The 23,870-nt window shown below is 65.7% G+C and carries 19 protein-coding genes and 1 pseudogene; 12 read left to right on the forward strand and 8 right to left on the reverse strand.

All coding sequences use genetic code 11. The features are described from left to right. Window positions 1–60 precede the first annotated feature (60 nt). Window positions 61–1,275 (forward strand): DSD1 family PLP-dependent enzyme, encoded by a 1,215-nt coding sequence (locus E4487_RS07085; protein ID WP_175253094.1) that lies wholly within the window; start codon window positions 61–63, stop codon window positions 1,273–1,275. Window positions 1,276–1,284: 9 nt separating this feature from the next. On the opposite strand, the gene E4487_RS07090 is transcribed toward E4487_RS07085, so the two are convergent. Further along, complete coding sequence (locus E4487_RS07090) at window positions 1,285–2,319, reverse strand: AraC family transcriptional regulator (protein WP_175253014.1); 1,035 nt, start codon at window positions 2,317–2,319, stop codon at window positions 1,285–1,287. Window positions 2,320–2,491: 172 nt separating this feature from the next. On the opposite strand from E4487_RS07090, the gene E4487_RS07095 reads away from it, so the two are divergent. After that, window positions 2,492–4,291, forward strand: coding sequence for a DUF1302 domain-containing protein (locus E4487_RS07095; RefSeq protein WP_175253015.1), 1,800 nt, complete (start codon window positions 2,492–2,494; stop codon window positions 4,289–4,291). A 14-nt stretch (window positions 4,292–4,305) separates the two neighbouring features. Then, complete coding sequence (locus E4487_RS07100; RefSeq protein ID WP_175253016.1) at window positions 4,306–5,670, forward strand: DUF1329 domain-containing protein; 1,365 nt, start codon at window positions 4,306–4,308, stop codon at window positions 5,668–5,670. A gap of 7 nt (window positions 5,671–5,677) precedes the next feature. Here E4487_RS07100 and E4487_RS07105 read toward each other — a convergent pair whose 3' ends face one another. Continuing rightward, window positions 5,678–6,136: a DUF721 domain-containing protein gene (locus E4487_RS07105; RefSeq protein WP_037046666.1), complete on the reverse strand. Its 459-nt coding sequence runs from the start codon at window positions 6,134–6,136 to the stop codon at window positions 5,678–5,680. 76 nt (window positions 6,137–6,212) lie between these two features. Here E4487_RS07105 and E4487_RS07110 point away from each other — a divergent pair, with 76 nt between their 5' ends. From E4487_RS07110 to E4487_RS07130, 5 genes are all read left to right on the forward strand, one after another. After that, window positions 6,213–7,133 (forward strand): M23 family metallopeptidase, encoded by a 921-nt coding sequence (locus E4487_RS07110; protein ID WP_037046670.1) that lies wholly within the window; start codon window positions 6,213–6,215, stop codon window positions 7,131–7,133. A 242-nt stretch (window positions 7,134–7,375) separates the two neighbouring features. Next, complete coding sequence (gene secA / locus E4487_RS07115; RefSeq protein WP_175253017.1) at window positions 7,376–10,111, forward strand: preprotein translocase subunit SecA; 2,736 nt, start codon at window positions 7,376–7,378, stop codon at window positions 10,109–10,111. A 140-nt stretch (window positions 10,112–10,251) separates the two neighbouring features. After that, window positions 10,252–11,469, forward strand: a complete 1,218-nt coding sequence (gene argJ / locus E4487_RS07120; protein WP_037046674.1) for a bifunctional glutamate N-acetyltransferase/amino-acid acetyltransferase ArgJ — start codon at window positions 10,252–10,254, stop codon at window positions 11,467–11,469. A 179-nt stretch (window positions 11,470–11,648) separates the two neighbouring features. After that, window positions 11,649–12,281, forward strand: coding sequence for a glutathione S-transferase family protein (locus tag E4487_RS07125; protein ID WP_134678138.1), 633 nt, complete (start codon window positions 11,649–11,651; stop codon window positions 12,279–12,281). Next, window positions 12,278–13,228, forward strand: a complete 951-nt coding sequence (locus tag E4487_RS07130) for a Nudix family hydrolase (RefSeq protein WP_175253018.1) — start codon at window positions 12,278–12,280, stop codon at window positions 13,226–13,228. Before E4487_RS07125 ends, E4487_RS07130 begins: the two co-directional genes overlap by 4 nt. A 7-nt stretch (window positions 13,229–13,235) precedes the next feature. Here the strand turns inward: E4487_RS07130 and E4487_RS07135 are convergent, their stop codons facing one another. From E4487_RS07135 to E4487_RS24485, 4 genes and pseudogenes are all read right to left on the reverse strand, one after another. Next, complete coding sequence (locus E4487_RS07135) at window positions 13,236–13,811, reverse strand: cob(I)yrinic acid a,c-diamide adenosyltransferase (protein WP_175253019.1); 576 nt, start codon at window positions 13,809–13,811, stop codon at window positions 13,236–13,238. 3 nt (window positions 13,812–13,814) lie between these two features. Further along, window positions 13,815–15,833 (reverse strand): HAMP domain-containing sensor histidine kinase, encoded by a 2,019-nt coding sequence (locus E4487_RS07140; RefSeq protein WP_134678135.1) that lies wholly within the window; start codon window positions 15,831–15,833, stop codon window positions 13,815–13,817. A gap of 100 nt (window positions 15,834–15,933) precedes the next feature. Continuing rightward, the gene (locus E4487_RS07145; RefSeq protein WP_175253020.1) at window positions 15,934–16,845 is read right to left on the reverse strand and encodes a putative 2-dehydropantoate 2-reductase; all 912 of its coding nucleotides are present in this window, start codon (window positions 16,843–16,845) and stop codon (window positions 15,934–15,936) included. After that, window positions 16,842–17,807, reverse strand: a pseudogene (locus E4487_RS24485) (response regulator); the annotation flags it as partial. The gene E4487_RS07145 and the pseudogene E4487_RS24485, both read right to left, overlap by 4 nt. A gap of 136 nt (window positions 17,808–17,943) precedes the next feature. Here E4487_RS24485 and E4487_RS07155 point away from each other — a divergent pair. Then, on the forward strand, window positions 17,944–18,423 hold the full coding sequence (locus E4487_RS07155) for a YajQ family cyclic di-GMP-binding protein (protein ID WP_037046692.1): 480 nt from the start codon (window positions 17,944–17,946) through the stop codon (window positions 18,421–18,423). A gap of 103 nt (window positions 18,424–18,526) precedes the next feature. Beyond that, on the forward strand, window positions 18,527–19,354 hold the full coding sequence (locus E4487_RS07160) for a mechanosensitive ion channel family protein (protein ID WP_037046694.1): 828 nt from the start codon (window positions 18,527–18,529) through the stop codon (window positions 19,352–19,354). A 57-nt stretch (window positions 19,355–19,411) separates the two neighbouring features. Here E4487_RS07160 and E4487_RS07165 read toward each other — a convergent pair whose 3' ends face one another. Next, window positions 19,412–21,208, reverse strand: coding sequence for an AmpG family muropeptide MFS transporter (locus E4487_RS07165; protein WP_175253021.1), 1,797 nt, complete (start codon window positions 21,206–21,208; stop codon window positions 19,412–19,414). Window positions 21,209–21,250: 42 nt separating this feature from the next. Next, a complete protein-coding gene (locus tag E4487_RS07170) occupies window positions 21,251–21,625 on the reverse strand; it encodes an MGMT family protein (RefSeq protein WP_047590291.1) in 375 nt (124 codons plus the stop codon). A gap of 16 nt (window positions 21,626–21,641) precedes the next feature. On the opposite strand from E4487_RS07170, the gene E4487_RS07175 reads away from it, so the two are divergent. Further along, window positions 21,642–22,634 carry a DUF481 domain-containing protein gene (locus E4487_RS07175; RefSeq protein WP_175253023.1) on the forward strand — a complete coding sequence of 331 codons (993 nt, stop codon included), beginning with the start codon at window positions 21,642–21,644 and terminating at the stop codon, window positions 22,632–22,634. Window positions 22,635–22,798: 164 nt separating this feature from the next. Then, on the forward strand, window positions 22,799–23,812 hold the full coding sequence (locus tag E4487_RS07180; RefSeq protein WP_037046705.1) for a DUF481 domain-containing protein: 1,014 nt from the start codon (window positions 22,799–22,801) through the stop codon (window positions 23,810–23,812). Window positions 23,813–23,870: the final 58 nt, after the last annotated feature.

Genomic DNA, 23,870 nt, shown 5'->3' on the forward strand with positions numbered 1-23,870 from the left:
AAGCGACGTTCTTTCGTACTCGCCGGCCTCGCTGCCGGTGGCTTGCTGGCCGCTGCCTGGCTGCGGCCGCGCGACCATGGCCAGCCGCATGACGCCTACTTCCAGGCGCTGAACCAGGAGCTCAAGGCCAACGGCCCGATGCGCCCGGCGCTGCTGATCGACCTTGACCGGCTCGACCACAACATCGAGGTGGTCCGGCAGTCGCTCGCACGCAGCGGCAAGCAGTTGCGCCTGGTGGAGAAATCGCTGCCGGCTCCCGGCCTGCTGCGCTACATCGGTGAGCGCCTGCACACCCGGCGGCTGATGTCCTTCCACCAGCCGTTCCTGAATCACGACGCGCGGCTTTTCCCCAAGGCCGACATCCTGCTCGGCAAGCCGCTGCCGGTGCGCTCGGCGCAGCTGTTCTACGAGCGACACCGCGGACCGTTCGACCCTGCCCGCCAGTTGCAGTGGCTGATCGATAGCCCCGAGCGGCTGGGGCAATACCTGGCGCTGGCCCAGGGCCTGGGCACGCGGTTGCGCATCAACATCGAACTGGATGTCGGCCTGCACCGTGGTGGCGTGCACGACACCCAGGTGCTGGGGCAGTTGCTGCAACTGATCGCGGATAACCCGCAGCATCTGGAGTTCGCCGGCTTCATGGGCTACGACCCGTTCGTCGGCATGAACCTGCCGGCGCTGCTCGGCACCCAGGACGAACTGCTGGCCAAGGTGATGGCGCTGTACCAGGGGCATGTGGACTTCACCCGCCAGCGCTTCCCCGCGCTGTGGCGCGAGGGCCTGACCCTGAACACCGCCGGCAGCCCCAGCTACCGTGCCCACGAGGGCGAGTCGCTGAGCACCGAGGTGGCCGTCGGCACCGGCCTGCTCAAGCCCAGCCACTACGATCTGCCGTCGCTGGCCGAGCATGTGCCTGCGGTGTACATCGCCACGCCGGTGCTCAAGCGTACCGGAGCGTTGCGCATCCCGGCGCTGGACGAGAAGTCGCGGCTGTTCTCCTGGTGGGACGTCAACCAGCGCGAAACCTTCTTCATCTATGGCGGCAACTGGCAGGCCGACTTCGCCTCGCCCGCCGGCCTGCAATTGAGTGAAGTGTTCGGGCGCAGCTCGAACCAGGAACTGGTCAACGGCTCGCCGGCAGTGGCGCTGAAGGTGGAGGACCAGGTGTTCCTGCGGCCGACCCAGAGCGAGTCGGTGTTGCTGCAGTTCGGCGACCTGCTGGCGCTGCGCGGTGGTCGCATCGTCGAGCGCTGGCCGGTGTATCAGGAGTCCTAAGGGGCGCGGTCATTCCTGGGCGATGCGCTGTTTGGCCGTGCGCGGGGTCACGCCGGTCCAGCGCTTGAAGGCGCGGCGGAAGTTGCGCACATCGCTGAAACCGGTGGCGCAGGCCACGTCGATCAACCGGTTGTCGCGCTGGCCGAGCAGTTGCAGCGCCCGCGTCCGGCGCAGTTCGTCGACGATTGCGTGATAGCTCAGGCCCGCCTCGCCGATGCGCCGGCGCAGGGTGCGCTCGCTCAGGTTCAACTGGCTGGCCAGCTGGCTCAGCGACGGCGGTGACTCGAGGCGCTTGCGCACCTCGCGCTCGATGGTCTCGATCAGGTCGCTCAGTCCCTGTTCGTGCCGGCCCGCGCTGTCCAGCAGCATGCACGCCTCGGCCGCCGCATAGTCGTCGCGGGTCGGCAGCGGCAGTTGCAGCCAGGCGGCCGGGAACTGCATCCGGTTGTGCTCGCAGGCGAAGCGCACCGGGCAGCGGAACAGTTCCGCGTAGCGCTGCGCGTGGGGCGGGGCGGGGTACTGCACCTCGATGTGGCTGGCGACCAGGTCCGCGCCGGTGAGGAAACGCACGATGGCCAGGCTGCTGGCGAAGGCTTCCTCCAGGTAGAACACGGCCACCTCCGGGTCGAAGAAGCGCGGGGTGGCGTAGAACAGTACCTGGTCGTCCACGATTTCGATGTGATAGTCGAGCAGGCTGCCGATGTGCCATTGGTAGCGCAGCCCCAGGTCCAGTGCCGTGCCCAGGTCCGGGCAGGCCAGCATGGCCAGGCCGGCCAGCCCCCAGGACACCGGCGTCTGCCGGCTGCCGACCGTCAGCCCCAGGCCGTTGTCGCCCAGCACCTGAAGGGCACGCCGCACCAGCCTGTAGCTCTGGCGGAAGGACAGGCGATAGTCCGGCCGCTTCAGATCCTCCGGGGCGAAGCCCAGGCCACGGCACAGCAGTTCCGGGTCATGCCCGCAGGCGACCGCGTGCTGCAGCAGGAAGCGGGAAATCAGCGGCGGTGCCGAGGCTTCCGAATAGCGCGGATCGACGATGGGTTTCATGCCTGTGCATCCCTCACTGCCCGAAGATGGCTGCCTGGCAGTGTGCCGCAAATGGCGCGCGATGAAAGTGTTTGAAAATGTGACAGGCCTCTTGAGCCCTCCTTTTTGTCCGTTCTGGCCCCATGCCGGCTTTTGGGTTGCCGTTAGTTTCATCGGGACTCAGGAGGTGCATATGTCATACAACAAAAACAAGGTGGCATTGGCGGTGGGGCTGGGGCTGTGGGGGACGCAGCTGCAGGCTTTCGAAATCGAGACCGGTCCCGATCTGACGACCTCGCTCGAGAGCGTCGTCGAATTCACATCGGTGTACCGCACCGGTTCGCCCGAGCACATCACGCGCGCTGGGCAGAACGTCTTCATCAACAACAACGACGGCAGCGAGTACTACGGCAAGGGGTTCGTCTCCAACGAATTCAAGCTGACCTCCGAGCTGCACGTGCGCACCGAGCAGGACGGCCTGTTCGTCCGCGGTACCGCCTGGTACGACACCCAGATCATGGACCACGCGCCCAGCGGTGATGGCTTCGCTACCCACAACACCGACAGCGACAAGCGCTACCCCTCGGACCTGAAAAACCGCGCCGGCCATCGCGCGCGCCTGCTCGATGCCTACCTCTATACCAACCGCTACCTTGGCGAGATGCCGGTCAGCGTGCGACTCGGTCGCCAGGTGATCAACTGGGGCGAGGGCATCTTCTATGCCGACGGTCTCAACGTGATCAACCCGGTGGACATCGGCCGCGTGGTGCTGCCCAACGCCAGCCTCAAGGACGCGCTGCTGCCGACCAACATGGTCTCCGCGCAGTTCGGCCTGACCGACGCGCTCAACGTCGAGACCTTCTACGGGCTGGAGTGGAAGGGTCACGAGATGATCCCCACCGGTGCCTTCCTCAATAACCAGGACTACTTCGGCAAGGGCAGCAACGGTGTACTGGTGGACCTGCGCAGCGAGCTGGGGGCGCTGGCCGAGCTGGCCCCGGGGCTCAATGGCGAGAACGGCATCGTCGCCGGCGCCCGCTATGGCCGTGAGCACGACGCCCGCGACGACGGCCAGTACGGCCTGGCCCTGCGCTACCTGGTGGAGCAGTGGAACAACACCGAGTTCAGCCTCTACTACCTCAACTACCACAGCAAGGTGCCGTTCCTGCGTGTGCAGAAGGGCCAGTCCATGGCCTGCAGCGCCGGCAGCGGCGGGCGCTTCGCCGACCTGTGCGGCCTGACCAAGCTGCTCGACCCGGCCTCGGTGCCGCTGGTGGACGGCCTGGCCATGCTCGACAGCACCTACTACGACTTCGTCTACCCCGAGGACATCCGCCTGTTCGGCCTCAGCGTGTCCGGCACCATCGGCGACACCAGCCTGGCAGGCGAGCTGACCTACCGGCCCAACGCGCCGCTGGAACCGTCGATGACCTACGAGCTGGAGCAACTGGCCGCGAGCGCCCTCGGCGCCGGTGGTGCCAGTGGCGGGAGCATCGACCTGGGCGAGTTCGGCGACGGTTCGGCCAATGACCCACGCCGCAGCATCGACCTGTACAAGCGCCACGAGCTGTACACCGGTTCGATCTCCGCGATCCACGCCTTCGGTCCCAGCGCCGGCCTGGACGACCTGGTAGTACTGGCCGAGGCGGCCTTCAACCATGTGCCGGGCGGCCTGCTCGACACGGTCAACTATGCGTACCTGGACAGCTTCGCCTGGGGCTACACGGTGAACCTCTCCGGTCTGGTCCAGGACGTGACGCCGAACTTCGACCTGATGCCGGCGATCACCTTCCGCCAGGACGTGTCCGGCACCTCGCCGGCGCTCAACGAGAACTTCATCCAGGGGCGCAAGTCCGCCACCGTCGAACTGGGTGCCAGGTACGGCCAGAAGCTGGCCGGCAAGCTGTCCTACACCTCGTTCTGGGGCGCACGCAAGGATAACGCGCTGATCGACCGCGATCACCTCGCGCTCAACGTCTCCTACTCCTTCTGATGGCAGGACCCGCAATGACCAGAACCCTTCTACGGACCTGTACGGTCCTGTTTTCCCTCGGCCTGCTGCTGCCCCTGGCGGCCCAGGCCAGGGTGAGTGCCGAACAGGCGGCGCAATTGCAGGGCACGCTGACCCCCTTCGGCGCCGAGCGCCAGGGCGATGCGGCCAAGGGCATTCCGCAGTGGACCGGTGGCATGACGCAGCCACCGGCCGGTTATGGCGGCCCGGGCAGCTTCCACGTCGATCCCTATGCCGAGGAAGCGCCGCTGCGGGTGATCGACGCCAGCACCATGCAGGCCGACGCGGACAACCTCAGCGACGGCGTCAAGGCGCTGCTCAAGGCCTATCCGCAGACCTTCAAGCTGCCGGTCTACCCCAGCCACCGCAGCTTTTCCGCACCGGAGGACATCTACCGCAACACCGCCGTCAATGCGCAGCAGGCCGAACTGAGCGACTCCGGCTACGGCCTGGTGGGCGCCTATGGCGGCATTCCGTTCCCGATCCCGGCCGATGGCCGCGAGGCGATCTGGAACCACATCGCCCGCTGGCAGGCGCGCTACACCGACGAGGTGGCGGTGACCGCGCAGGTCACCACCAGCGGCAGCTACTCGCTGTTGCGCGAGCGCATCCAGCTGCTGTCCAGCTACTACGACCCGAAGAAGGACGCCGGGAGCCTGGGCAATCGCCTCTACTATTTCGCCAGCGAACTACTGCCGCCGTCGCGCGACGTGGGTCGCGCGCTGCTGGTGCACGAGCCCATCGACCAGGTCGCCGAGCCGCGCTCGGCGTGGATCTACAACCCCGGCCAGCGCCGTGTGCGGCGTGCGCCGACCCTGGCCTACGACATGCCGATCGATGGCATCTACGCCGATGACACCGACATGTACAACGGTGCCACCGACCGCTACGACTGGAAGCTGGTCGGCAAGCGTTCGCTGCTGGTGCCGTACCACAACTACGCCATGGAGAAACCGGGCATGGACGCCGCTGAGCTGGTCAAACCGGGCCACCTCAACAGCGACCTGACCCGCTGGGAGATGCACCGCGTGTGGGTGGTCGAGGCGACCCTGCGTCCGGGTCAGCGCCACGTGCACGCCAAGCGCCGCTTCTACCTCGACGAAGACAGCTGGTATGCCCTGATGGTGGAGAACTACGACGCCCGTGGCGAGCTGTGGCACGTCAACCTGGCGTTCACCAAGAATGCCTACGAGGTGCCGGTCATCGCCCCGGTGAACATCGTCTACCACGACCTCATCGCCCGCAGTTATACGGTGATCGGCCTGCGCAACAACGAGAAGGCGCCGCGCCAGTACCATCTGTCGCCGCCGCCGGCGAGTTACTTCACTCCGGCCAGCCTGCGGCGCAAGGGTACGCAGTAGTTCCGGGTCAGGGCGTCTGGCTGTCGCTGCGGCTGGCCAGGCGCTCAAGGGCGGCCTTCAGGCTGGGGTCGCTGATGCCCTCGGCCGTCGCCTGGATACTCTGTGCGGCGCTGTTGGACAGGCGAACGCTGCGAACGGTTCCACGATTCGGACCTGTCGAAGGTTGCACCTTGAACAGTATTTTCGTTAAGGTCGCGAATTCTTCGAGTGCCTGTAGTTGTCGTTGCAGCCTTCTTTGCTGATAACGCAGGCGTGTTGCCCAGTGGCCATCGGTCACGATCAATAGCAGACAGCCGTCACGCCAGGACGCTACATGACAGTGTTCCCGGGCCGCCGGTTGTAGCTGGCTTTCCACAAGACGCTGCAGGTTGGTCAGGCGTTGGGCCTGACCGAACAGCGCTTTCAGGGGCTTGGCTTCGCGTAGCAGCGTAGCGGGTGCCTGGGCCGGCAAGGGACGAAACGTCATGGCAGGAGGCCTTAGGTTGCAGAGCGGTCATGGTAGCAGAGCGTGCTGCCGATAGTGCTCCGCGAGAGGGGAAGCCATGCAAATCATCCTACTCAATAGCCGCCATGGTTCGGCGCGAACGATCAACCTGGATCTGCGCTGGCTGTTGCTGGCCGCTTTCCTGGCGTTGGCACTGAGCCTGGGCGCCGGCGCCGCGCTGGGTGCCAAGTGGTTGACCGCGGAACCGGTGGTCGACACGTCGCTGGTCGAGGCGCTGGATCAGCAGCGCAAGCAGGTTGGCGCGGTGCGCCAGGACGCGCAGCGTCAGTTGGACGCCTTCGCCGCGCATGTGGCGGAGCTGCAGGCACGACTGACACGTCTCGATGCCCTGGGCGAGCGCCTCACCGAGCTGGCCGAACTGGATGCCGGCGAATTCGATTTCTCCCTCAGCGTTGGCCAGGGTGGTGCGGAAGATGCGCTCGGCGCCTCGGCCTATTCGCCGCCGCCGTTCATGAATGCGCTGGATGAGCTGGCGCTGCGCGTGGACAGCCGCGAGCAGCAACTGGAAGTGCTCGAGCAGTTGCTCGGCGAGCGCCGCCTGAACGAGGCCGAGACCCTTTCCGGTCGTCCCGTTCTGCAGGGCTACGTGTCGTCGCCGTTCGGCAGCCGCATCCATCCGCTGACCGGGCGGGTCAGCGTGCACAAGGGCATCGACTTCGCCTCCAAGCCGGGTAGCGACGTGATGTCGGTGGCCGCCGGCATCGTCACCTTCTCCGGCAAGAAGAACGGCTACGGCAATGTGGTGGAGATCAGCCACGCCGACGGTTACGTCACCCTCTACGCGCACAACCAGAGCAACACCGTGCAGATCGGTGACCTGGTGCAGCGCGGTCAGACCATCGCCAAGGTCGGTCGCAGCGGCCGCTCCACCGGCTATCACGTGCATTTCGAAGTCAGCAAGGACGGCCGTCAGGTCAACCCGGCGCTGTACATCGCGCGTACCAGCGGCGTCGAGTGATCGAGCGGCGCCTGCCCTCTCTTGAATTGTTCGCAATCGTCCCCATCTATAGGGCCAGGCCGTGTTTCCGGGCTGGTCCGGGGACCTGTGCTGTCTGTGCCATCACGCGGTAGCGATCGGCTGACAACGTCACTTTCCTCCCCGGCTTTTCCGGGTAGAATGCCCCCTTCGCCCGCAGCCATGCTGGCTGCCAGGTCGCGATTTGCGCCGACCTCAATCCATTCGCCGGAAGTCCTGTCGATATGTTTGCGCCTCTGTTGAAAAAACTTTTCGGAAGCAAGAATGAGCGTGAAGTCAAACGCATGCTCAAGGCGGTGCAGTCCGTCAACGCCCTTGAAGAACAGATGATCGCCCTTTCGGATGATCAGCTGCGGAGCAAGACCGAAGAGTTCAGGGCCCGTCTGGCCAAGGGCGAAACCCTCGACCAACTGCTGCCCGAAGCCTTCGCCGTGGCCCGGGAGGCCGGCAAGCGGGTCATGGGCATGCGCCATTTCGACGTTCAGCTGATCGGCGGCATGACCCTGCACGAGGGCAAGATCGCCGAGATGCGTACCGGTGAGGGCAAGACCCTCGTTGGCACCCTGGCCGTCTATCTCAACGCACTGTCCGGCAAGGGCGTGCACGTGGTCACGGTCAACGAATACCTGGCCCGCCGCGACGCCAACTGGATGCGTCCGCTGTACGAATTCCTCGGCCTGAGCGTGGGCATCGTCACCCCGTTCCAGCCGCCGGAAGACAAGCGCGCCGCCTACGCCGCCGACATCACCTATGGCACCAACAACGAATTCGGTTTCGACTACCTGCGCGACAACATGGCGTTCAGCCTGGAAGACAAGTTCCAGCGCGAGCTGAATTTCGCCGTGATCGACGAAGTCGACTCCATCCTCATCGACGAAGCCCGTACCCCGCTGATCATCTCCGGCCAGGCCGAAGACAGCTCCAAGCTGTACATCGAGATCAACAAGCTGGTCCCGCGCCTCAAGCAGCACATCGAGGAAGAAGAGGGCGTGGTGACCCAGGAAGGTCACTACAAGGTCGACGAGAAGTCGCGCCAGGTCGAGCTGAACGAGGCGGGGCACCAGTACGTCGAGGAAATGCTCACCGCCGCCGGCCTGCTGGCCGAGGGTGAAAGCCTTTACTCCGCGCACAACCTGGGCCTGCTGACCCACGTCTACGCCAGCCTGCGTGCGCACACGCTGTTCCACCGCAACGTCGAATACATCGTGCAGAACGGCCAGGTGATCCTGATCGACGAGCACACCGGCCGTACCATGCCGGGGCGTCGCCTGTCCGAAGGCCTGCACCAGGCCATCGAGGCCAAGGAAGGGGTGAACATCCAGGCCGAGAGCCAGACGCTGGCTTCGACCACCTTCCAGAACTATTTCCGCCTGTACAACAAGCTGTCCGGCATGACCGGTACGGCCGATACCGAAGCGTTCGAGTTCCGCCAGATCTATGGCCTGGACGTGATGGTGATCCCGACCAACAAGCCGATCGCGCGCAAGGACTTCAACGACCTGGTCTACCTGACCCAGGAAGAGAAGTACCAGGCGATCATCGCCGACATCAAGGACTGCCAGGCCCAGGGCCGGCCGATCCTGGTCGGCACCGCGACCATCGAGACCTCCGAGTACGTCAGCCAGCTGCTGAACGAGGAAGGCATCGAGCACAAGGTGCTCAACGCCAAGTTCCACGACAAGGAAGCCGAGATCATCGCCCAGGCCGGCCGCCCAGGTGCGCTGACCATCGCCACCAACATGGCCGGTCGCGGTACCGACATCCTCCTCGGTGGCAACTGGGAAGTGGAAGTCGCGGCGCTGGAGAACCCGACCGACGAGCAGGTCGCGCAGATCAAGGCCGAGTGGCAGAAGCGCCACCAGCAGGTGATCGAAGCCGGCGGCCTGCACGTGATCGCCTCCGAGCGCCACGAGTCGCGTCGTATCGACAACCAGCTGCGTGGCCGTGCCGGTCGCCAGGGTGACCCGGGCTCCAGCCGCTTCTACCTGTCGCTGGAAGACAACCTGATGCGCATCTTCGCCTCCGACCGGGTGAAGAACTTCATGAAGGCACTCGGCATGCAGTCTGGCGAGGCCATCGAGCACCGCATGGTCACCAATGCCATCGAGAAGGCCCAGCGCAAGGTCGAAGGCCGCAACTTCGACATGCGCAAGCAGCTGCTCGAGTTCGACGACGTGGCCAACGAGCAGCGCAAGGTGATCTACCACATGCGCAACAGCCTGCTGGCTGCCGAGAACGTTGGCGACACCATCGCCGAGTTCCGCGAGGAAGTGCTGACCGCCGCCATCAACGGCCATATCCCGCCGCAGTCGATGCCGGAACAGTGGGATATCGCTGGCCTGGAGTCGACGCTGCAGAGCGATTTCGGCATCCAGCTGCCAATCCAGCAATGGCTGGACGAAGACGACAAGCTGTACGAGGAAACCCTGCGCGAGCGCATCCTCGCCGAGCTGATCACCGCCTACAACGAGAAGGAAACCCAGGCCAGCGCCGAAGCGCTGCGCACCTTCGAGAAGCAGATTCTGCTGCGCGTGCTCGACGACTTGTGGAAGGACCACCTGTCCACCATGGATCACCTGCGTCACGGCATCCACCTGCGTGGTTACGCGCAGAAGAACCCCAAGCAGGAATACAAGCGCGAGTCCTTCGCCCTGTTCCAGGAGCTGCTGGAGTCGATCAAGCGCGACACCATCCGTGTGCTCTGCCACGTCCAGGTGCGCCGCGAGGACCCGGCGGAAGAGGAAGCCCGCCTGCGTCGCGAGGCCGAGGCCATGGCCGAGCGCATGCAGTTCCAGCACGCCGATGCGTCGGCGCTGGCCGCTGACGAAGGCAACGCCGAAGAGGGCGATGTCGCGGTCGCCTCCGCTCCGGTGCGCAGCGAGCAGAAGGTCGGGCGCAACGAGCCGTGCCCCTGCGGTTCGGGCAAGAAGTACAAGCACTGCCACGGTCAGATTGGCTGATCCGACTGCTTGCAGTAGCGGGCGCTTCGGCTATGCTGCCAGCGCCCTGACAGCGCCGCGAACGGTTCGACCGTTCGCGGCGTTTTACCATCTCATTCGGTCGCCGAGGCGATCACCATCTATTTGAAGGAGCGCATCTCATGGCTGTTGGTCTTGGCCCGCTGTCTACCCTGCATCCGGTTCCCGGCTTCGAACTGGGCATTGCCTCTGCCGGCATCAAGCGACCGGGGCGCAAGGATGTGGTGGTGATGCGCTGTGCCGAAGGTTCGCGGATCGCCGGGGTCACCACCACCAACGCCTTCTGCGCGGCGCCGGTGCTGGTCACCCGCGAGCGCCTGGGTGGCGAGGTGCGTTACCTGCTGACCAACACCGGCAACGCCAACGCCGGCACCGGTGCCGACGGTCTGGCCCGTGCCCGTCGTGCCTGCGCTCGCCTGGCCGAACTGGCAGGCGTCACGGAGAACGCCGTGCTGCCGTTCTCCACCGGTGTGATCGGCGAGCCGCTGCCGGTGGAGAAGATCGAGTCCGCCCTGCAGGCCGCTCTCGACGATCTCAAGGCGGACAACTGGGAAGCCGCCGCCACCGGCATCATGACCACCGATACCCTGCCCAAGGGGGCCAGCCGCCAGTTCTCCCATGACGGCGTGACGGTGACCGTCACCGGCATCTCCAAGGGCGCCGGCATGATTCGTCCGAACATGGCCACCATGCTCGGCTACATCGCGACCGACGCCCAGGTCGCCCAGGGTGTGCTGCAGGACCTGGTGCGCGATGCGGCGAACAAGTCGTTCAACCGCATCACCATCGACGGCGATACCTCCACCAACGACTGCTGCATGCTGATCGCCACCGGCCAGGCCGCGCTGGCGGAAATCACCGAGGCTTCCGGCGAGCTGTTCAGCAAGCTCAAGCAGGCGGTATTCGAGGTGTTCATGGAAGTGGCCCAGGCCATCGTGCGTGACGGCGAGGGGGCGACCAAGTTCGTCACCGTGCAGGTCAACGGTGGCGGCACACACCAGGAATGCCTGGACGTGGCCTATGCCGTGGCGCATTCGCCGCTGATCAAGACCGCACTGTTCGCTTCCGACCCGAACTGGGGGCGCATCCTCGCGGCGGTGGGCTATGCCGGCGTGCCGCAACTGGACGTGAGCAAGATCGACGTGTTCCTGGGCGAAGTCTGCATCGCCAGCAAGGGCTGCCGTGCGACCACTTACACCGAAGAGCAGGGCGCGGCGGTGATGGCCCAGGAGGAGATCAGCATCCGTATCGAGCTCGGCCGTGGTGCCTGCAGCGAGACGATCTGGACCACCGACCTGTCTCACGAGTACGTGAAGATCAACGCCGAATATCGCACCTGACAGAGGCAGCGATGAGCGTCAGACCCTAGGCGGCAACCGCCTGGGTGTTTCGTCCCTCGCCCGTCGTTCTCCAGCTATTCCCGCGCCTCATGAGCCCATGACGCGCGGGAATTTGCTATTGGGCGAGCGGGCTCTTAACGTCGGCTGACTTCAACGATGGAATGCACGGGAGACGCGACATGGCAATGCAACTGGTGATCGGCGACAAGAACTACTCCTCCTGGTCGCTGCGCGCCGCGCTGGCGGTGGATCTGTCGGGTGCGGTTTGCGACGAGGTGCTGGTGCGCCTGTACCAGCCGGACAGCCGTGCGCAACTGTTGCGCCATTCGCCCACCGGCAAGGTGCCGGTGCTGATCACCGAGCAGGGGCCGGTGTGGGACTCCCTGGCGATTGCCGAATACCTGGCCGAAAGCTACCCCGAGGCTCAGCTGTGGCCGGCGGAGCGCCAGGCCCGGGCGTTGGCGCGCAGCGTCTGCGCGGAGATGCACAGTGGCTTCATCGCCCTGCGCAGCCAGCTGCCGATGGACCTTGCACGCGACCAGGCGCTGACCGAGTTGGCGGACGACGCCCAGGCCGATATCGATCGCATCTGCGCGATCTGGGCGGGCTGTCGCGAGCGCTTCGCGGCCAAGGGCAACTACCTGTTCGGCCCGGCCAGCATCGCCGACGCCTTCTATGCGCCGGTCGCCGCGCGTTTGCGCAGTTACCATGTGGCCCTGCCGACAGCGGCGGCGGCCTATGTCGAAACCATCTATCGCTGGCCAGCGTTTCAGCGCTGGTACCAGGCAGCATTGCAGGAGGTAAAGCGGTGAAGCGTGTGCATGTCGCGGCAGCGGTGATTCGGGGCGTCGATGGGCGCATCCTGATCGCCAGGCGCCCCGAGGACAAGCATCAGGGTGGCCTGTGGGAGTTTCCCGGCGGCAAGGTGGAAGCGGGCGAGGCGGTGAGCGTGGCCCTGGCTCGCGAGCTGGAAGAGGAGTTGGCGATCCGCCCGACGGCCAGCCGTCCGCTGATCCAGATTCGCCATGACTACCCGGACAAGCAGGTTTTGCTGGATGTCTGGGAGGTCACGGCGTTCACCGGCGAGCCCCACGGTGCCGAGGGACAGCCGCTGGCCTGGGTCAGCGAGCGGCAGTTGCTGGAGTACGAGTTTCCCGCTGCCAACACGCCGATAGTCGCCGCTGCACGCTTGCCTGAGCGTTACCTGATCACCCCGGACGGGCTGCAGTCCGCCGAGCTGCTCGCCGGCGTACGCAAGGCCCTGGACGCCGGCGTACGGCTGATCCAGCTGCGCGCGCCGAACATGTTCGACCCGCAGTACCGCGACCTGGCGGTGGACGTGCAGGGGCTGTGCGCAGGCAAGGCGCAACTGATGCTCAAGGGGCCGCTGGAGTGGCTGGGAGACTTCCCCGCTGCCGGCTGGCACCTGACGGCCGAACAGCTGCGCAAGTATGCGGCGGGTGGGCGGCCTTTCCCGGAGCAGCGCTGGCTGGCTGCATCCTGCCACGCAGCCGAGGAGCTGGCGTTGGCCGCGCAGATGGGGGTGGATTTCGTCACCTTGTCGCCGGTACAGGCCACCGCCACCCACCCCGAGGCACAACCCCTGGGCTGGGACGCCGCCAGCGAGCTGCTCGCGGGCTGCAACCTGCCGGCCTATCTGCTGGCGGGCGTTGGCCCGAGCGACATCGAGCGCGCCTGGCAGGTCGGCGCGCAGGGTGTCGCCGGTATCCGCGCGTTCTGGCCAGGCGCCGCCCTGTAGTCGCGGTTCAGGGCTTTTCGGCAGCCTGCCACAGGACCTCGGCGACGCCCTGGCGCCTGGCGATCAGGCGCGCAGCGACGAACAGCAGGTCGGACAGCCGGTTGACGTAAGCCAGGCCGACGGCGCGCAGCGGCTCCACGGCGTTGAGGTGCTGGCAGCGGCGCTCGCTGCTGCGGGCGAAGCTGCGGCAGATGTGGGCCTGGGCGATCAGGCGCGAGCCGCCGGGCAGGATGAAGTTCTGCAGTGGGCCGACTTCCTCGTTCCAGCGGTCGATCACCGCTTCCAGACGTTCCACTTCCTCCTGCTGCAGGGCCTGGTAGTCGGGCATCGCCAGTTCGCCGCCAAGGTCGAACAGGCGATGCTGGCACGGGCGCAGCACATCGCTGACCTCCCGCAGGCCCGGCCAGGTGGCGCTCGCCTCGTCCAGTTCGGCCAGCAGCAGGCCAAGCTGGCTGTTGCAGCTGTCCAGCTCGCCGATGGCCTCGATGCGCGGATGGTCCTTGCCGACCCGACGGCCATCGGCCAGGCCGGTTTCTCCCTGGTCACCGGTGCGGGTGTAGATCTTGGAGAGGCGGAAACCCATGGTTCAGTGTCCTGTGTTGTCGAGCAGGGTGGCCAGCGGCAGGCGCAGGGTGAAGCAGGTACCCTGGCCCGGCGTGGAATGCACCTCCATCTGCCCCTTGTGGTTGTTGGTGATGATGAAATAGGACACGGCCAGCCCGAGGCCCGTGCCCTGGCCGACTTCCTTGGTGGTGAAGAAGGGCTCGAAGATGCGCTTGCGCACCACCTCGCTCATGCCCGTACCGTTGTCCTCCACCTGCACTTCCGCCCATTGCCCGGTTTGCCGGGTGCGCAGGATGATGCGCCCCGGCTCGCTGTCGTCGTCGCGCTGGTGAATGGCCTGCGCGGCGTTCTTCAGCAGATTGAGCAGCACCTGCTCCAGTTCGTTGGCAGTGCCCGCTATCGGGCCCAGGCCGGCTTCGAAGTGGCGTTCGATCTGCAGGGTCTTGAAGTCGAAGCCATCGGCCAGGTCGAAGTCGTTGCCGGCGATCTCCAGCGCCTGGTCGATCAGCGCCGGCAGCTCGCAGGGCGACAGCTGGCGATCACTGCGCCGACTGAAACTGAGCATGTGGCTGACGATCTTGGCGGCGCGCTGCCCGGCGTGCTGGATGCCGTCGAGCAGGCGGGGGATTTCCCGCGCATCCATGTAGTGCTGGATGGCCTCCAGGCTGACGCCGGCCTGCTCGGCCCGCTCGATGTTCTTCTCCAGGTCGGCGGACAGGCGCCGGCGGATGTTCTGCACGTTGTGCAGGATGGCGCCGAGCGGGTTGTTGATCTCGTGTGCCATGCCCGCTGCCAGGCCGCCAACTGAGAGCATCTTCTCCGACTGCACCATCATTTCCTCCAGCGCCAGGCGCTGGGTGATGTCGTCGATGCGGATCACCACGCCACGGCCGGCGCTGCCCATCAGCGGATAGAAGGTCAGGGCGTAGTGGCGTGGTTCCTCGTCCTTGTGCCAGGTGACGCGCTCGATCTTTTCCACCTTGTGCTGTTCGGCGGTTCGCTTGAGCTGCGCGAGAAACGGCTTGAGCGGCGGGAAGGCGAGGAATACCGGCTGGTTCAGCGCTTCATCCAGACGCGTGCCGGACAGCGCGCTGGCCTCCTGATTCCACTGGGTGACGTAGAGCATGTCGTCCAGGGCGATCAGCGCCGAGGGCATGGAGTCGATGATGCTGTTGAGGTAGTTCTGGAAGCCGGTGAGCTTCTTCTCGATCTTGCCGCGCACCTGGACTTCCAGCTCCAGCTTGCGATTGGAGTGACGGGTTTCCTCGGCCAGGCTCTGCGCCTGGTCGAAGGCTTGCTGGGCATCGTCGCGGGCGCGCCTGAGCTGCTGCTCGCGTGCCTCCATGCGCATCAGCATGGTGTTGAAGGCTTCGGCCAGGCTGCCGATCTCGTCGCGGTTGCCGCGGGTGGCGCGCAGGGCGTAGTTCTCTTCGCGGGTCACCTGGCGTGACAGTTCCTCGAGGCGACGGATCGGCTTGGTCACCAGGCGCCTGATCTGCTTGGCCACCAGCAGCCAGAGCAGCACGCTGAAGGCCAGGATCACCAGGCTTGCGGTCAGGGTGCCGGTGTAGAACGCCCCGGGCAGCTCGCTGGAGGCGACCAGGAGCAGTGCGCCAGGGCGCCCGCTGGGGTGTGGCAGGTCCACCAGCAGGTTGGTGCGGAAGGCGGTGTTGCGCCAGTTCTGCAGTTCGCTCAGCTGCTCCGGCAACTGCAGTTTTTCCCCGCGTTGCAGCTGCGCCAGGCTGGTGCCGTTGCTGTCGTAGATCACGGCGGCGCGCAGCGGCGCGTATTCATCCAGGCGCTTGAGCAGCGCCTGGGCGGAGGCGGGCGAGTGCAAGGCCTCCTTGCTCAGCGCCGGGCTGGCTATGAGCCGGGCGAGCGTGTGCAGGGCCTGAGGCGCCATGCTCTCCTGGGTGATCCAGTAGGCGGCGCTGATGAAGGCCAGGTTGGCGACCAGCAGGACCGCCGCGAGCAACACCAGCAGCGCCGCGAGCAGTTTGCGGCCGACCGGCAGGTTGTCGAGGCGTTGGCGCAGTCTCATGGGCGTGTCGTGGTCGCGGATGGAAGCGGCAGGTTAACGCGGCTGCCGGGGCATTGCCACGTCAGGCTGGGGTGAGTGGCGGGTTGCACTCACCCGGCACTCAGTCCAGCGGCAGCCCGCGCTCGCGCAGGTGCCGCAGCAGGCGCTGCTGCAGGTGGCTCAGGTGCGGCAGGTGCAGGGCGTGCCGCTGCGCGGTCGCGCAGGCATGGCCCAGCAGGTAGGTGATCTCGGTGCGGCGGCCCTGGGCCACGTCCTGATGCATGGAGGAGTAGTTCGCCGCCGTGGCGCTGATCACCCGTTGCACCTCGGTGTGCAGGTCCTGCGCCGCCGCCGGTTGACCGCAGCACTGCAGCAGCTCGGTCAGTTCCGCGCAGAGCGCAGCCACTTCTGCGGGATGCTCGCTCAGCCCTCCATTGCGGCAGTCATGCAGCACGGTCAGCGGGTTGATCGCACAGTTGAGCGCCAGCTTGCGCCACAACCGGGTGAGGATGTCCGGGCTCCATTGATGGGCGATGCCGGCACGCTGCAGTTCGTCCAGCCAGGTGGGCGGCAGAGGGGCGCGCGGATCGCCCAGCCAGTTGTGGCCATTGCCGGCGAACACGACCTGGAAGTCGGCGGGGCGGAACGCGCCCTCGGTGCTGGATACGAACAGGCAGCGCTGCCGGGGCAGGCGCTGCGCCACGGCATCCTGGCTACCCAGGCCGTTCTGCAGCAACAGCAGCTCGGCGTCCGCTGCCAGGCGCGAGGCGATGCTCGCCACTACGGGTTCGGCGTCGTAGGCCTTGCAGGCCAGGAGCAGGCGATGAATTGGCGTGTCGGCCTCTGCCAGCTCGGCGGGAATCGCGTACTGGCTGCGCTGGCCCGCCTCGATCAGGGTCAGGCCGCCTGCAGCGCGATAGGCCGCCAGGCGTTGCGGGCTGCGCAGGATGAGGCGGACCGGCAGGCCGGCGCGGGCCAGGCGCGTGGCCCAGAGACTGCCCAGGCTGCCTGCGCCGAGGATGTGCCAGGTCACGGCAGCGGCAGGCGCACGGCGGCGACCCGACCGCTGGCGTAGGATTCGGCCAGGAGTGTTTCCGCGTGCTGGAGCAGCTGCTCGGGTGTGGTGGGCAGGGCCTTGGCGTCCAGGCCGACCAGGCTGATGCCGGCTTTCAGGGTGATGAAGCCTTCGCTGGTCTTGAAGGCCTTGAGGTTCAGGCCCTCGTGCAGCCGCTTGAAGCTGCTGGGCGAGCATTCGTGGAGGTCTTCGAGCAGGGTGATCAGGCCGAAGTGGTTGTCGTCCAGGCGGGTCAGCACGTCCAGCGGCCTGACCAGCTGCTGCAGGCGTCGCGCCACGCCGTGCAGCAGTTCGTTGAAGAAGCGGTCGCCGTAGCGGCTGCGCAGCTGGCTGGCCTCCTGCAGGCCGATCAGCAGGTAGCACACCGCACCGCCGCGCGATTCGACCTGGCGCAGGCTGTCGGTGAGCTTCTGGCGCAGGTAGCGGGGGTTGCCCAGGCCGGTGAGGGGGTCGATCAGGTTGCGTCGTTCCAGGCTGGCGATGTTCTGCGTCAGCATGCGGTTCTCATGCAGCAGGCGCTGCAGGGTGTTGCACAGGCGGTCCGCGGCGTAGACGCGGGGCACCAGTTGCTCGTTCATCGCGGCCTTGCTGATGAAGTCGTCGACACCCCGGTCGAAGGCCTCGCCCAGGACGTTTTCGCCTTCCTTGCCGGTGAGCAGGATGATGTAGGTGTAGTGATCGGCGGTCTCGTCCAGCTGGCGCACCCGCGCGGTGAGTTCCAGGCCATCGATCTCGGGCATCAGCCAGTCGGCCAGGAGCACGCTGGCCGGGCGTTGTTCGAGCAACTGCAGGGCCTCGGTGGCGCTGCTGGCGAAGCGCACGTCCTGGTAGCCGGCCTGGCTGAGCGCGCGGCCGATCATGGCACTGGAAAACTTGGCATCATCCACCACCAGGATGCTGAGATGGGGGTTTGGCATTGGGGCTGGCTCGTAGGCAGATAGGAAGGACGCCAAGCGGCGTGTATCAGTCTGGTTATAATGGGCGCGTCTTAGTTATCGTCAAGTCAGGCGCGTTCACTCCGTGAAGAGTATCGCGCCGTCCATCAGGAGCCTACTCATGCCTTCGTTCGACGTCGTGTCTGAACTGGACAAACACGAACTGACCAACGCGGTCGACAACGCCACCAAGGAACTCGAACGCCGTTTCGACCTGCGTGGCAAATGCAGCATCGAAAGCAAGGACAAGACCCTCACCATCACGGCCGAGGCCGAGTTCATGCTGGAGCAGGTGCTCGACATCGTGCGCAACAGCCTGATCAAGCGCAAGATCGATTGCCAGTGCATGGAAACCAAGGACCCCTACGCGTCCGGCAAGGTGATGAAGCAGGAAGTGACCTTCCGCGAGGGCATCGACAAGGAGCTGGCGAAGAAGATCGTCGCCCATATCAAGGATGCCAAGCTCAAGGTGCAGGCCGCCATCCAGGGCGAGCAGGTGCGGGTCACCGGCAAGAAGCGCGACGACCTGCAGGAAGCCATCGCCTTGCTGCGTGGTCACGAGTTCGGCATGCCGCTGCAGTACAACAACTTCCGCGATTGAACCTTTTGCGGCCCTCGGGCGTCGCACCCTAGGTTGATAGCACTTTGACCGCCATGGCATGCCATGGCGGTTTCGTTTCATGCACAGGAAACAGGAGCCCTCCATGGAGATGAACGTCGACGAACTGGTCAAGCTGTCAGAGGCCTGGCTGCCAGTCGTGCTGGAGTACAGCGGCAAGCTGACTCTGGCGGTAATTACCCTGCTGATCGGCTGGTGGCTGATCAGCAAGCTCACTGCCAGCATCGGGCGGATTCTCGAGGCGCGTAACGTGGACCGTGCCCTGGGCAGCTTCATCGGCAGCCTGGTGCGTATCGTTCTGCGCATTCTGCTGCTGATCAGCGTGGCTTCGATGGTCGGCGTGGAGACCACCTCGTTCATCGCCATGATCGGTGCCGCCGGCCTGGCCATCGGTCTGGCGCTGCAGGGCAGCCTGGCGAACTTCGCCGGCGGCGTGCTGATCATGCTGTTCCGGCCCTTCCGCGCCGGCGACTGGATCGAGGCGCAGGGCGTTTCCGGGAGCGTCGACAACATCCAGATCTTCCACACCACGCTGAAGACCGCCGACAACAAGGTGGTGATCGTGCCCAATGGCAACCTGTCCAACGGCCACATCACCAACTATTCGCGTGAACCGCGGCGGCGTGCCGACATCAACGTCGGTATCGACTACTCCAGCGATATCAAGCGCGCGCGTGAGGTGCTGCTGGAGATCGCCAAGGACCCGCGCGTACACCTCGATCCTGAGCCCGTCGTATTCGTCACCGGGCTGGGCGACAGCGCGGTGAACCTGTCGCTGCGCGTCTGGGTGGCGACCGGCGATTTCTGGCCGGTGACCTTCTCCTTCACCGAGCTGGCCAAGGAGCGCCTGACCGAGGCCGGGATCGGCATTCCCTTCCCGCAGCGCGTGGTACACCTGGCCAAGGCCGAGTGAGGCAGCCGCCGCAACGAAGAAGCCCCGGCAGGTCCGGGGCTTCTTTTTGCCTGGCTGTCAGGCCTGTTCCGCGTTCGCCGGCGTCGCGGCGACCTGCGGCTGGCGCTTGTCGCGTCGCCACTGGATCAGGATCAGGATCAGCGTCGGTATGCCCATCAGCGCAGTGGCGAAGAAGAACTGCGCATACCCCAGGTGCTCGACCATCACTCCGGAGTAGCCGCCGATCAGGCGCGGCAGCAGCAGCATGATGGAGCTGAGCAGCGCGTACTGGGTCGCGGAGAACTTCAGGTTGGTCAGGCTCGACAGGTAGGCGACGAAGGCCGAGGTGGCCAGGCCGGCGCTGAAGTTGTCGCAGCTGATGGTGACGATCAGCATGTTCAGGTGCGGGCCCATGCCGACCAGCATCATGAACAGCAGGTTGGTGGCTGCCGAGGCCGCCGCGCCCATCAGCAGGATCGGCATGATGCCGAAGCGCACGATCAGCAGTCCGCCGGCGCCGGCGCCGAGCAGGGTCATCACCAGGCCGAAGACCTTGCTGACGCTGGCGATCTGTTCCTTGCTGAAGCCCTGGTCGATGTAGAAGACGTTGGCCATCACCCCCATCACCGTGTCGGACAGGCGATAGGTGGCGATCAGGCTGAGCAGCAGCAGGGCCTGCCAGCGATAGCGCAGGATGAAGTCGTTGACCGGCGTCAGCACCGGGGCCATGCCGCCCCAGAACAGGCTGGAGATGGAGAGGCCGGTGAGCAGGGTGTAGAGCAGAGCGCGCAGGAAGGCGCGATCGTAGTACAGCAGCTCCTGCAGGCTCATCTGTCCCTGGAACAGCAGGATCAGGTCGCTCTCGTAGTACTGCGTGAGCATCGCCGGCACGGAGATCAGCAGGATGATCAGCAGCAGTACGGACAGCAACTGATGGAAGAAACCGTACTTCGCCGCAGCGGTCTTCAGCACCGGCGCCAGGCCGCCCCAGAACAGCCCCGACGCGCAGACGCAGGCCAGGGTGCTGTAGAGCATGGCGCGGAGGAAGGCGCGGTCGTTGTAGAGCAGCTCCTGCGCGCTGACCTCACCCAGCAGCATGGCCACCAGGTCGCTCTGGTAGAACTGGATGAACATCGTCGGTACGGCAATCACCAGCACGATGACCGCCGCGATCGCCAGCAACTGGTGGAAGAAACCGTGCTTGGGCGGAGCCGCGTGGATGTGTGGCGGTGCTGGTGGCTCGCGCATCCAGATGGAGGTCAGCAGGCCGGGGAGCATCAGCAGGCCGAAGACCAGGTAGGTGCCGGTCCAGGCGCCGAAGCGGTAGTTCTCCGCCGTCGAGCCGAAGCCCTCGGCGAAGTACAGCGCGCCCGCCGTCGCCAGCAGTGCGGCGACGCGATAGCCGGTCATGTAGGCGGCCGCCAGGGCTGCCTGGTGTTCGTCACCGAGGATCTCCAGGCGATAGGCATCGACGGCGATGTCCTGGGTAGCCGAGGCGAAGGCGACCAGCACGGCCAGGGCGATCAGCGACGACAGGTGCGTCTGCGGGTCGAAGTTGGCCATGCCGACCAGGCCAATGGCGACCAGGCCCTGCGCCAGCACCAGCCAGGAACGGCGTCGTCCCAGCTTGCCCAGCAACGGCAGGCGCCACTGGTCGAGCATCGGCGCCCAGACCCACTTGAAGGCATAGGCCAGGCCGATCAGGCTGGCGAAACCGATGGTTTCACGCGCCACACCGGCTTCGCGCAGCCACACCGACAGGGTCGAGAACACCAGCATGTAGGGCAGGCCGGCAGCGAAGCCGAGAAGCAGCAGGGCCAGGGTGGCGGGGTTGGCGTAGGTCGCGAGGGCTTCTCGCCAGGATTTGCGTGGCATCAGGCTCGAATCTGGGTCGGGGGGAGGTTGGTAGGGCGCACTCTAACTGCTGCGCTCCATCGGGCGCCAGCCGTGGCGGCGCATATCCACACGTTCGTTCAGGATGCTGATGCCTTCCGCACGCAGGCGCGCGCGCTGCTCGGCGCCCGACGGGCTGCCGGCGGCCAGGCTCAGACGTCCGCCCGCGGCGATCACGCGGTGCCAGGGCAGGCGCGTACCTTCGGGCAGCTGGCTCAGTGTGCGACCGACCCAGCGCGCTGCGCGGCCCAGGCCGGCCAGCTGAGCCAGCTCGCCGTAGCTGACGACCTTGCCCTGCGGAATCTGCGCCAGCACCAGATACAGTGCCTCGCGACGCGCCTCCGCGCTTGCCGGTGGTGATCCCGGCCATGCAGACTCTGGCGGTTTCGTTTTACCCATGAGATTCGTCCTTATCATGCGCGTACTGCTTGCCTGCTTCCTGATTGCCCTGGCTGCTCCGGCCTGGGCCGACACCGTGTGGTTGAACAATGGCGACCGCCTCAGCGGTGAAATCATCCTGCTCGACGGCGGCAAGCTGGCGCTCAAGACCCGCTATGCCGGCCAGGTGCTCATCGACTGGAAGGATATCGACACCCTGAGTTCGGACAAGCCCCTATTGGTGCGTCGCAGCGGTTTCGACAACGAACACAGCGAAAGGTTGGCGGCCGCCGGCAGCGGAATGGTCCGGGTGCAGGGGGCGCGGGAATACACCCTGCCGCTGGCGCAGATCACCCGCCTGGTGCCGCCACGACCGTTGCTGGAGGACAACGTCTGGGAGGGCAACCTCGACGCCAAGCTGGACATGAAACGCAATCAGAACGATGTCGATGAATGGAAGCTCAAGGGCAACACCCGCGTGGAGCACGGGCGCTGGCGCCATGTGCTCAGTGGCGAACTGGAGCACGAGACCAAGAACGGCAGGAAGGTCGAGGACAACTGGGAGCTGGAATACGACCTCGACCGCTTCTTCACCCAGCACTGGTTCTGGCGTGGCGGCATCGAACAGAGCGAGGACGAGTTCGAGTCTATCCAGCGGCAGCGCATCGTCGGCACGGGCCCAGGTTATCGCTTCTGGGATGACGAACTCGGCCGCTTCGACCTGATCGCCCAGTTCAACCGGGTGCGTCTGGAGTCGGATGTCGACGACCTGGCATTCAATACCAGCTCGCTGGAGCTGGACTACAAGCGCCTGCTGTGGGGGACCCGCTTCGAGTTCTACGCCAATGCCGAGTTGCAGGTTCCGCATATCGACGAGATCGACTACGTGCTCGACAGCGAGTTCGGCCTGCGCTACCGCGTCAACCAGTGGGCGCGCCTGTCGCTGCTGTACGAACTCGATCAGGTGCGTGGCCAGGGCAGGACGGTTGCCGATCGACATTATCTGATCGGTATCGGCGTGGGCTGGTGACGGCGTGCGGGCCAACGGAACGCCGCCCGACGGAGTGCCGCCCAGCGGAACGCCGCCCGGCAGATAAAGCTGAACTCTGGGTATTCCGGCGGGTCAGCTGTTGCTCTGTCGCCGGGCTTGCGGATAATGCCCGGCCTTCGCCCACCAACGCCTTCGCCCAATCTATGTCTCGCTCTACATCGCTGTCCCTGCTTGGCCTGAGCATCGCTCTGTGCAGTTCCGCTTCCTTCGCCGATACCGTCTGGTTGAAGAACGGCGACCGCCTCACCGGCACCATCCGCGTCTTCGACGGCAGCCGGCTGCTGCTGCAGACCGACTACGGTGGTTCCATTGCGCTGGACTGGAAGAAGATCGCCACCCTGGAAAGTGACCACGAGCTGCTGGTCAAGCTCGGCCCGCTCGAGGGGGAACGAGCCAAGTCGCTGCTGGCCGCCGAGCCGGGCAAGGTGACCCTGGCCAACGGCGAGGCGCCGAAGACCGTCGAGCTGGCGCAGATCGAGCAGATCATGAAGCCCAAGCCGCTGGTGGAGGATTTCGTCTGGAAGGGCAACGTCGACCTCGGCCTGGACTACAAGCGTGGCGAGCGCGACTCCGACGACTACGACGTTGATATCAAGACCCAGGCGCGCCACGGACGCTGGCGGCACAACGCGCTGGCCGACTACAACCGTGAGTTGAAGGACGGTGTGGTCAGCACCGACAACTGGAGTGCGGAGTACGCGCTGGACCGCTTCCTCAACGAGAAACTGTTCTGGCAGGGCCGCTTCGAGTACAAGCGCGACCGCGTCGAGGAAGTCGAGCGTCAGCGCACCATCGGTACGGGCCCGGGTTACCAGTTCTGGGATGACGAGCTGGGTGCCTTCTCCGTCGCCACCCTGGCCAACCGCAGCGACTACCGCTACAGCAATGGTGAGCAGGACCGCTTCTACGCGCTGAGCGTGAAATGGGATTACAACCGCTACCTGGTCGGCAAGACCGTCCAGCTGTTCAGTGTCGGCGAGGTCGGCCGGCCACTCAATGGCGCCGCCGAATACAGCCTGGATGCCGAGGTCGGCCTGCGCTACAAGGTCACCGACTGGGCATCGCTGAACATGAAGGCGGAAAAGGATATCGTCAGCGGCGCCGAAGGGGACCTGGACGAGACCCGCTATACCCTGGGCTTCGGCGTCGGCTGGTAAGGCCCGCCGCGAGCCCGCTGCAACGAAAAAGCCCGCGACCTGGTCGCGGGCTTTTCTT

Origin of the sequence: Pseudomonas sp. BMW13 (assembly GCF_013357275.1) — a bacterium.
In the GTDB taxonomy this organism is placed as follows: domain Bacteria; phylum Pseudomonadota; class Gammaproteobacteria; order Pseudomonadales; family Pseudomonadaceae; genus Aquipseudomonas; species Aquipseudomonas khazarica.

Coding starts and splice junctions, on each gene's coding strand:
- E4487_RS07090 (WP_175253014.1), bottom strand. CDS start 2,319: ATGAAACCCATCGTCGATCCGCGCTATTCGGAAGCCTCGGCACCGCCG.
- E4487_RS07110 (WP_037046670.1), top strand. CDS start 6,213: ATGCAAATCATCCTACTCAATAGCCGCCATGGTTCGGCGCGAACGATC.
- E4487_RS07170 (WP_047590291.1), bottom strand. CDS start 21,625: ATGGGTAAAACGAAACCGCCAGAGTCTGCATGGCCGGGATCACCACCG.
- E4487_RS07155 (WP_037046692.1), top strand. CDS start 17,944: ATGCCTTCGTTCGACGTCGTGTCTGAACTGGACAAACACGAACTGACC.
- E4487_RS07160 (WP_037046694.1), top strand. CDS start 18,527: ATGGAGATGAACGTCGACGAACTGGTCAAGCTGTCAGAGGCCTGGCTG.
- E4487_RS07095 (WP_175253015.1), top strand. CDS start 2,492: ATGTCATACAACAAAAACAAGGTGGCATTGGCGGTGGGGCTGGGGCTG.
- E4487_RS07165 (WP_175253021.1), bottom strand. CDS start 21,208: ATGCCACGCAAATCCTGGCGAGAAGCCCTCGCGACCTACGCCAACCCC.
- E4487_RS07105 (WP_037046666.1), bottom strand. CDS start 6,136: ATGACGTTTCGTCCCTTGCCGGCCCAGGCACCCGCTACGCTGCTACGC.
- E4487_RS07100 (WP_175253016.1), top strand. CDS start 4,306: ATGACCAGAACCCTTCTACGGACCTGTACGGTCCTGTTTTCCCTCGGC.
- argJ (WP_037046674.1), top strand. CDS start 10,252: ATGGCTGTTGGTCTTGGCCCGCTGTCTACCCTGCATCCGGTTCCCGGC.
- E4487_RS07125 (WP_134678138.1), top strand. CDS start 11,649: ATGGCAATGCAACTGGTGATCGGCGACAAGAACTACTCCTCCTGGTCG.
- E4487_RS07140 (WP_134678135.1), bottom strand. CDS start 15,833: ATGAGACTGCGCCAACGCCTCGACAACCTGCCGGTCGGCCGCAAACTG.
- E4487_RS07175 (WP_175253023.1), top strand. CDS start 21,642: ATGCGCGTACTGCTTGCCTGCTTCCTGATTGCCCTGGCTGCTCCGGCC.
- secA (WP_175253017.1), top strand. CDS start 7,376: ATGTTTGCGCCTCTGTTGAAAAAACTTTTCGGAAGCAAGAATGAGCGT.
- E4487_RS07135 (WP_175253019.1), bottom strand. CDS start 13,811: ATGGGTTTCCGCCTCTCCAAGATCTACACCCGCACCGGTGACCAGGGA.
- E4487_RS07180 (WP_037046705.1), top strand. CDS start 22,799: ATGTCTCGCTCTACATCGCTGTCCCTGCTTGGCCTGAGCATCGCTCTG.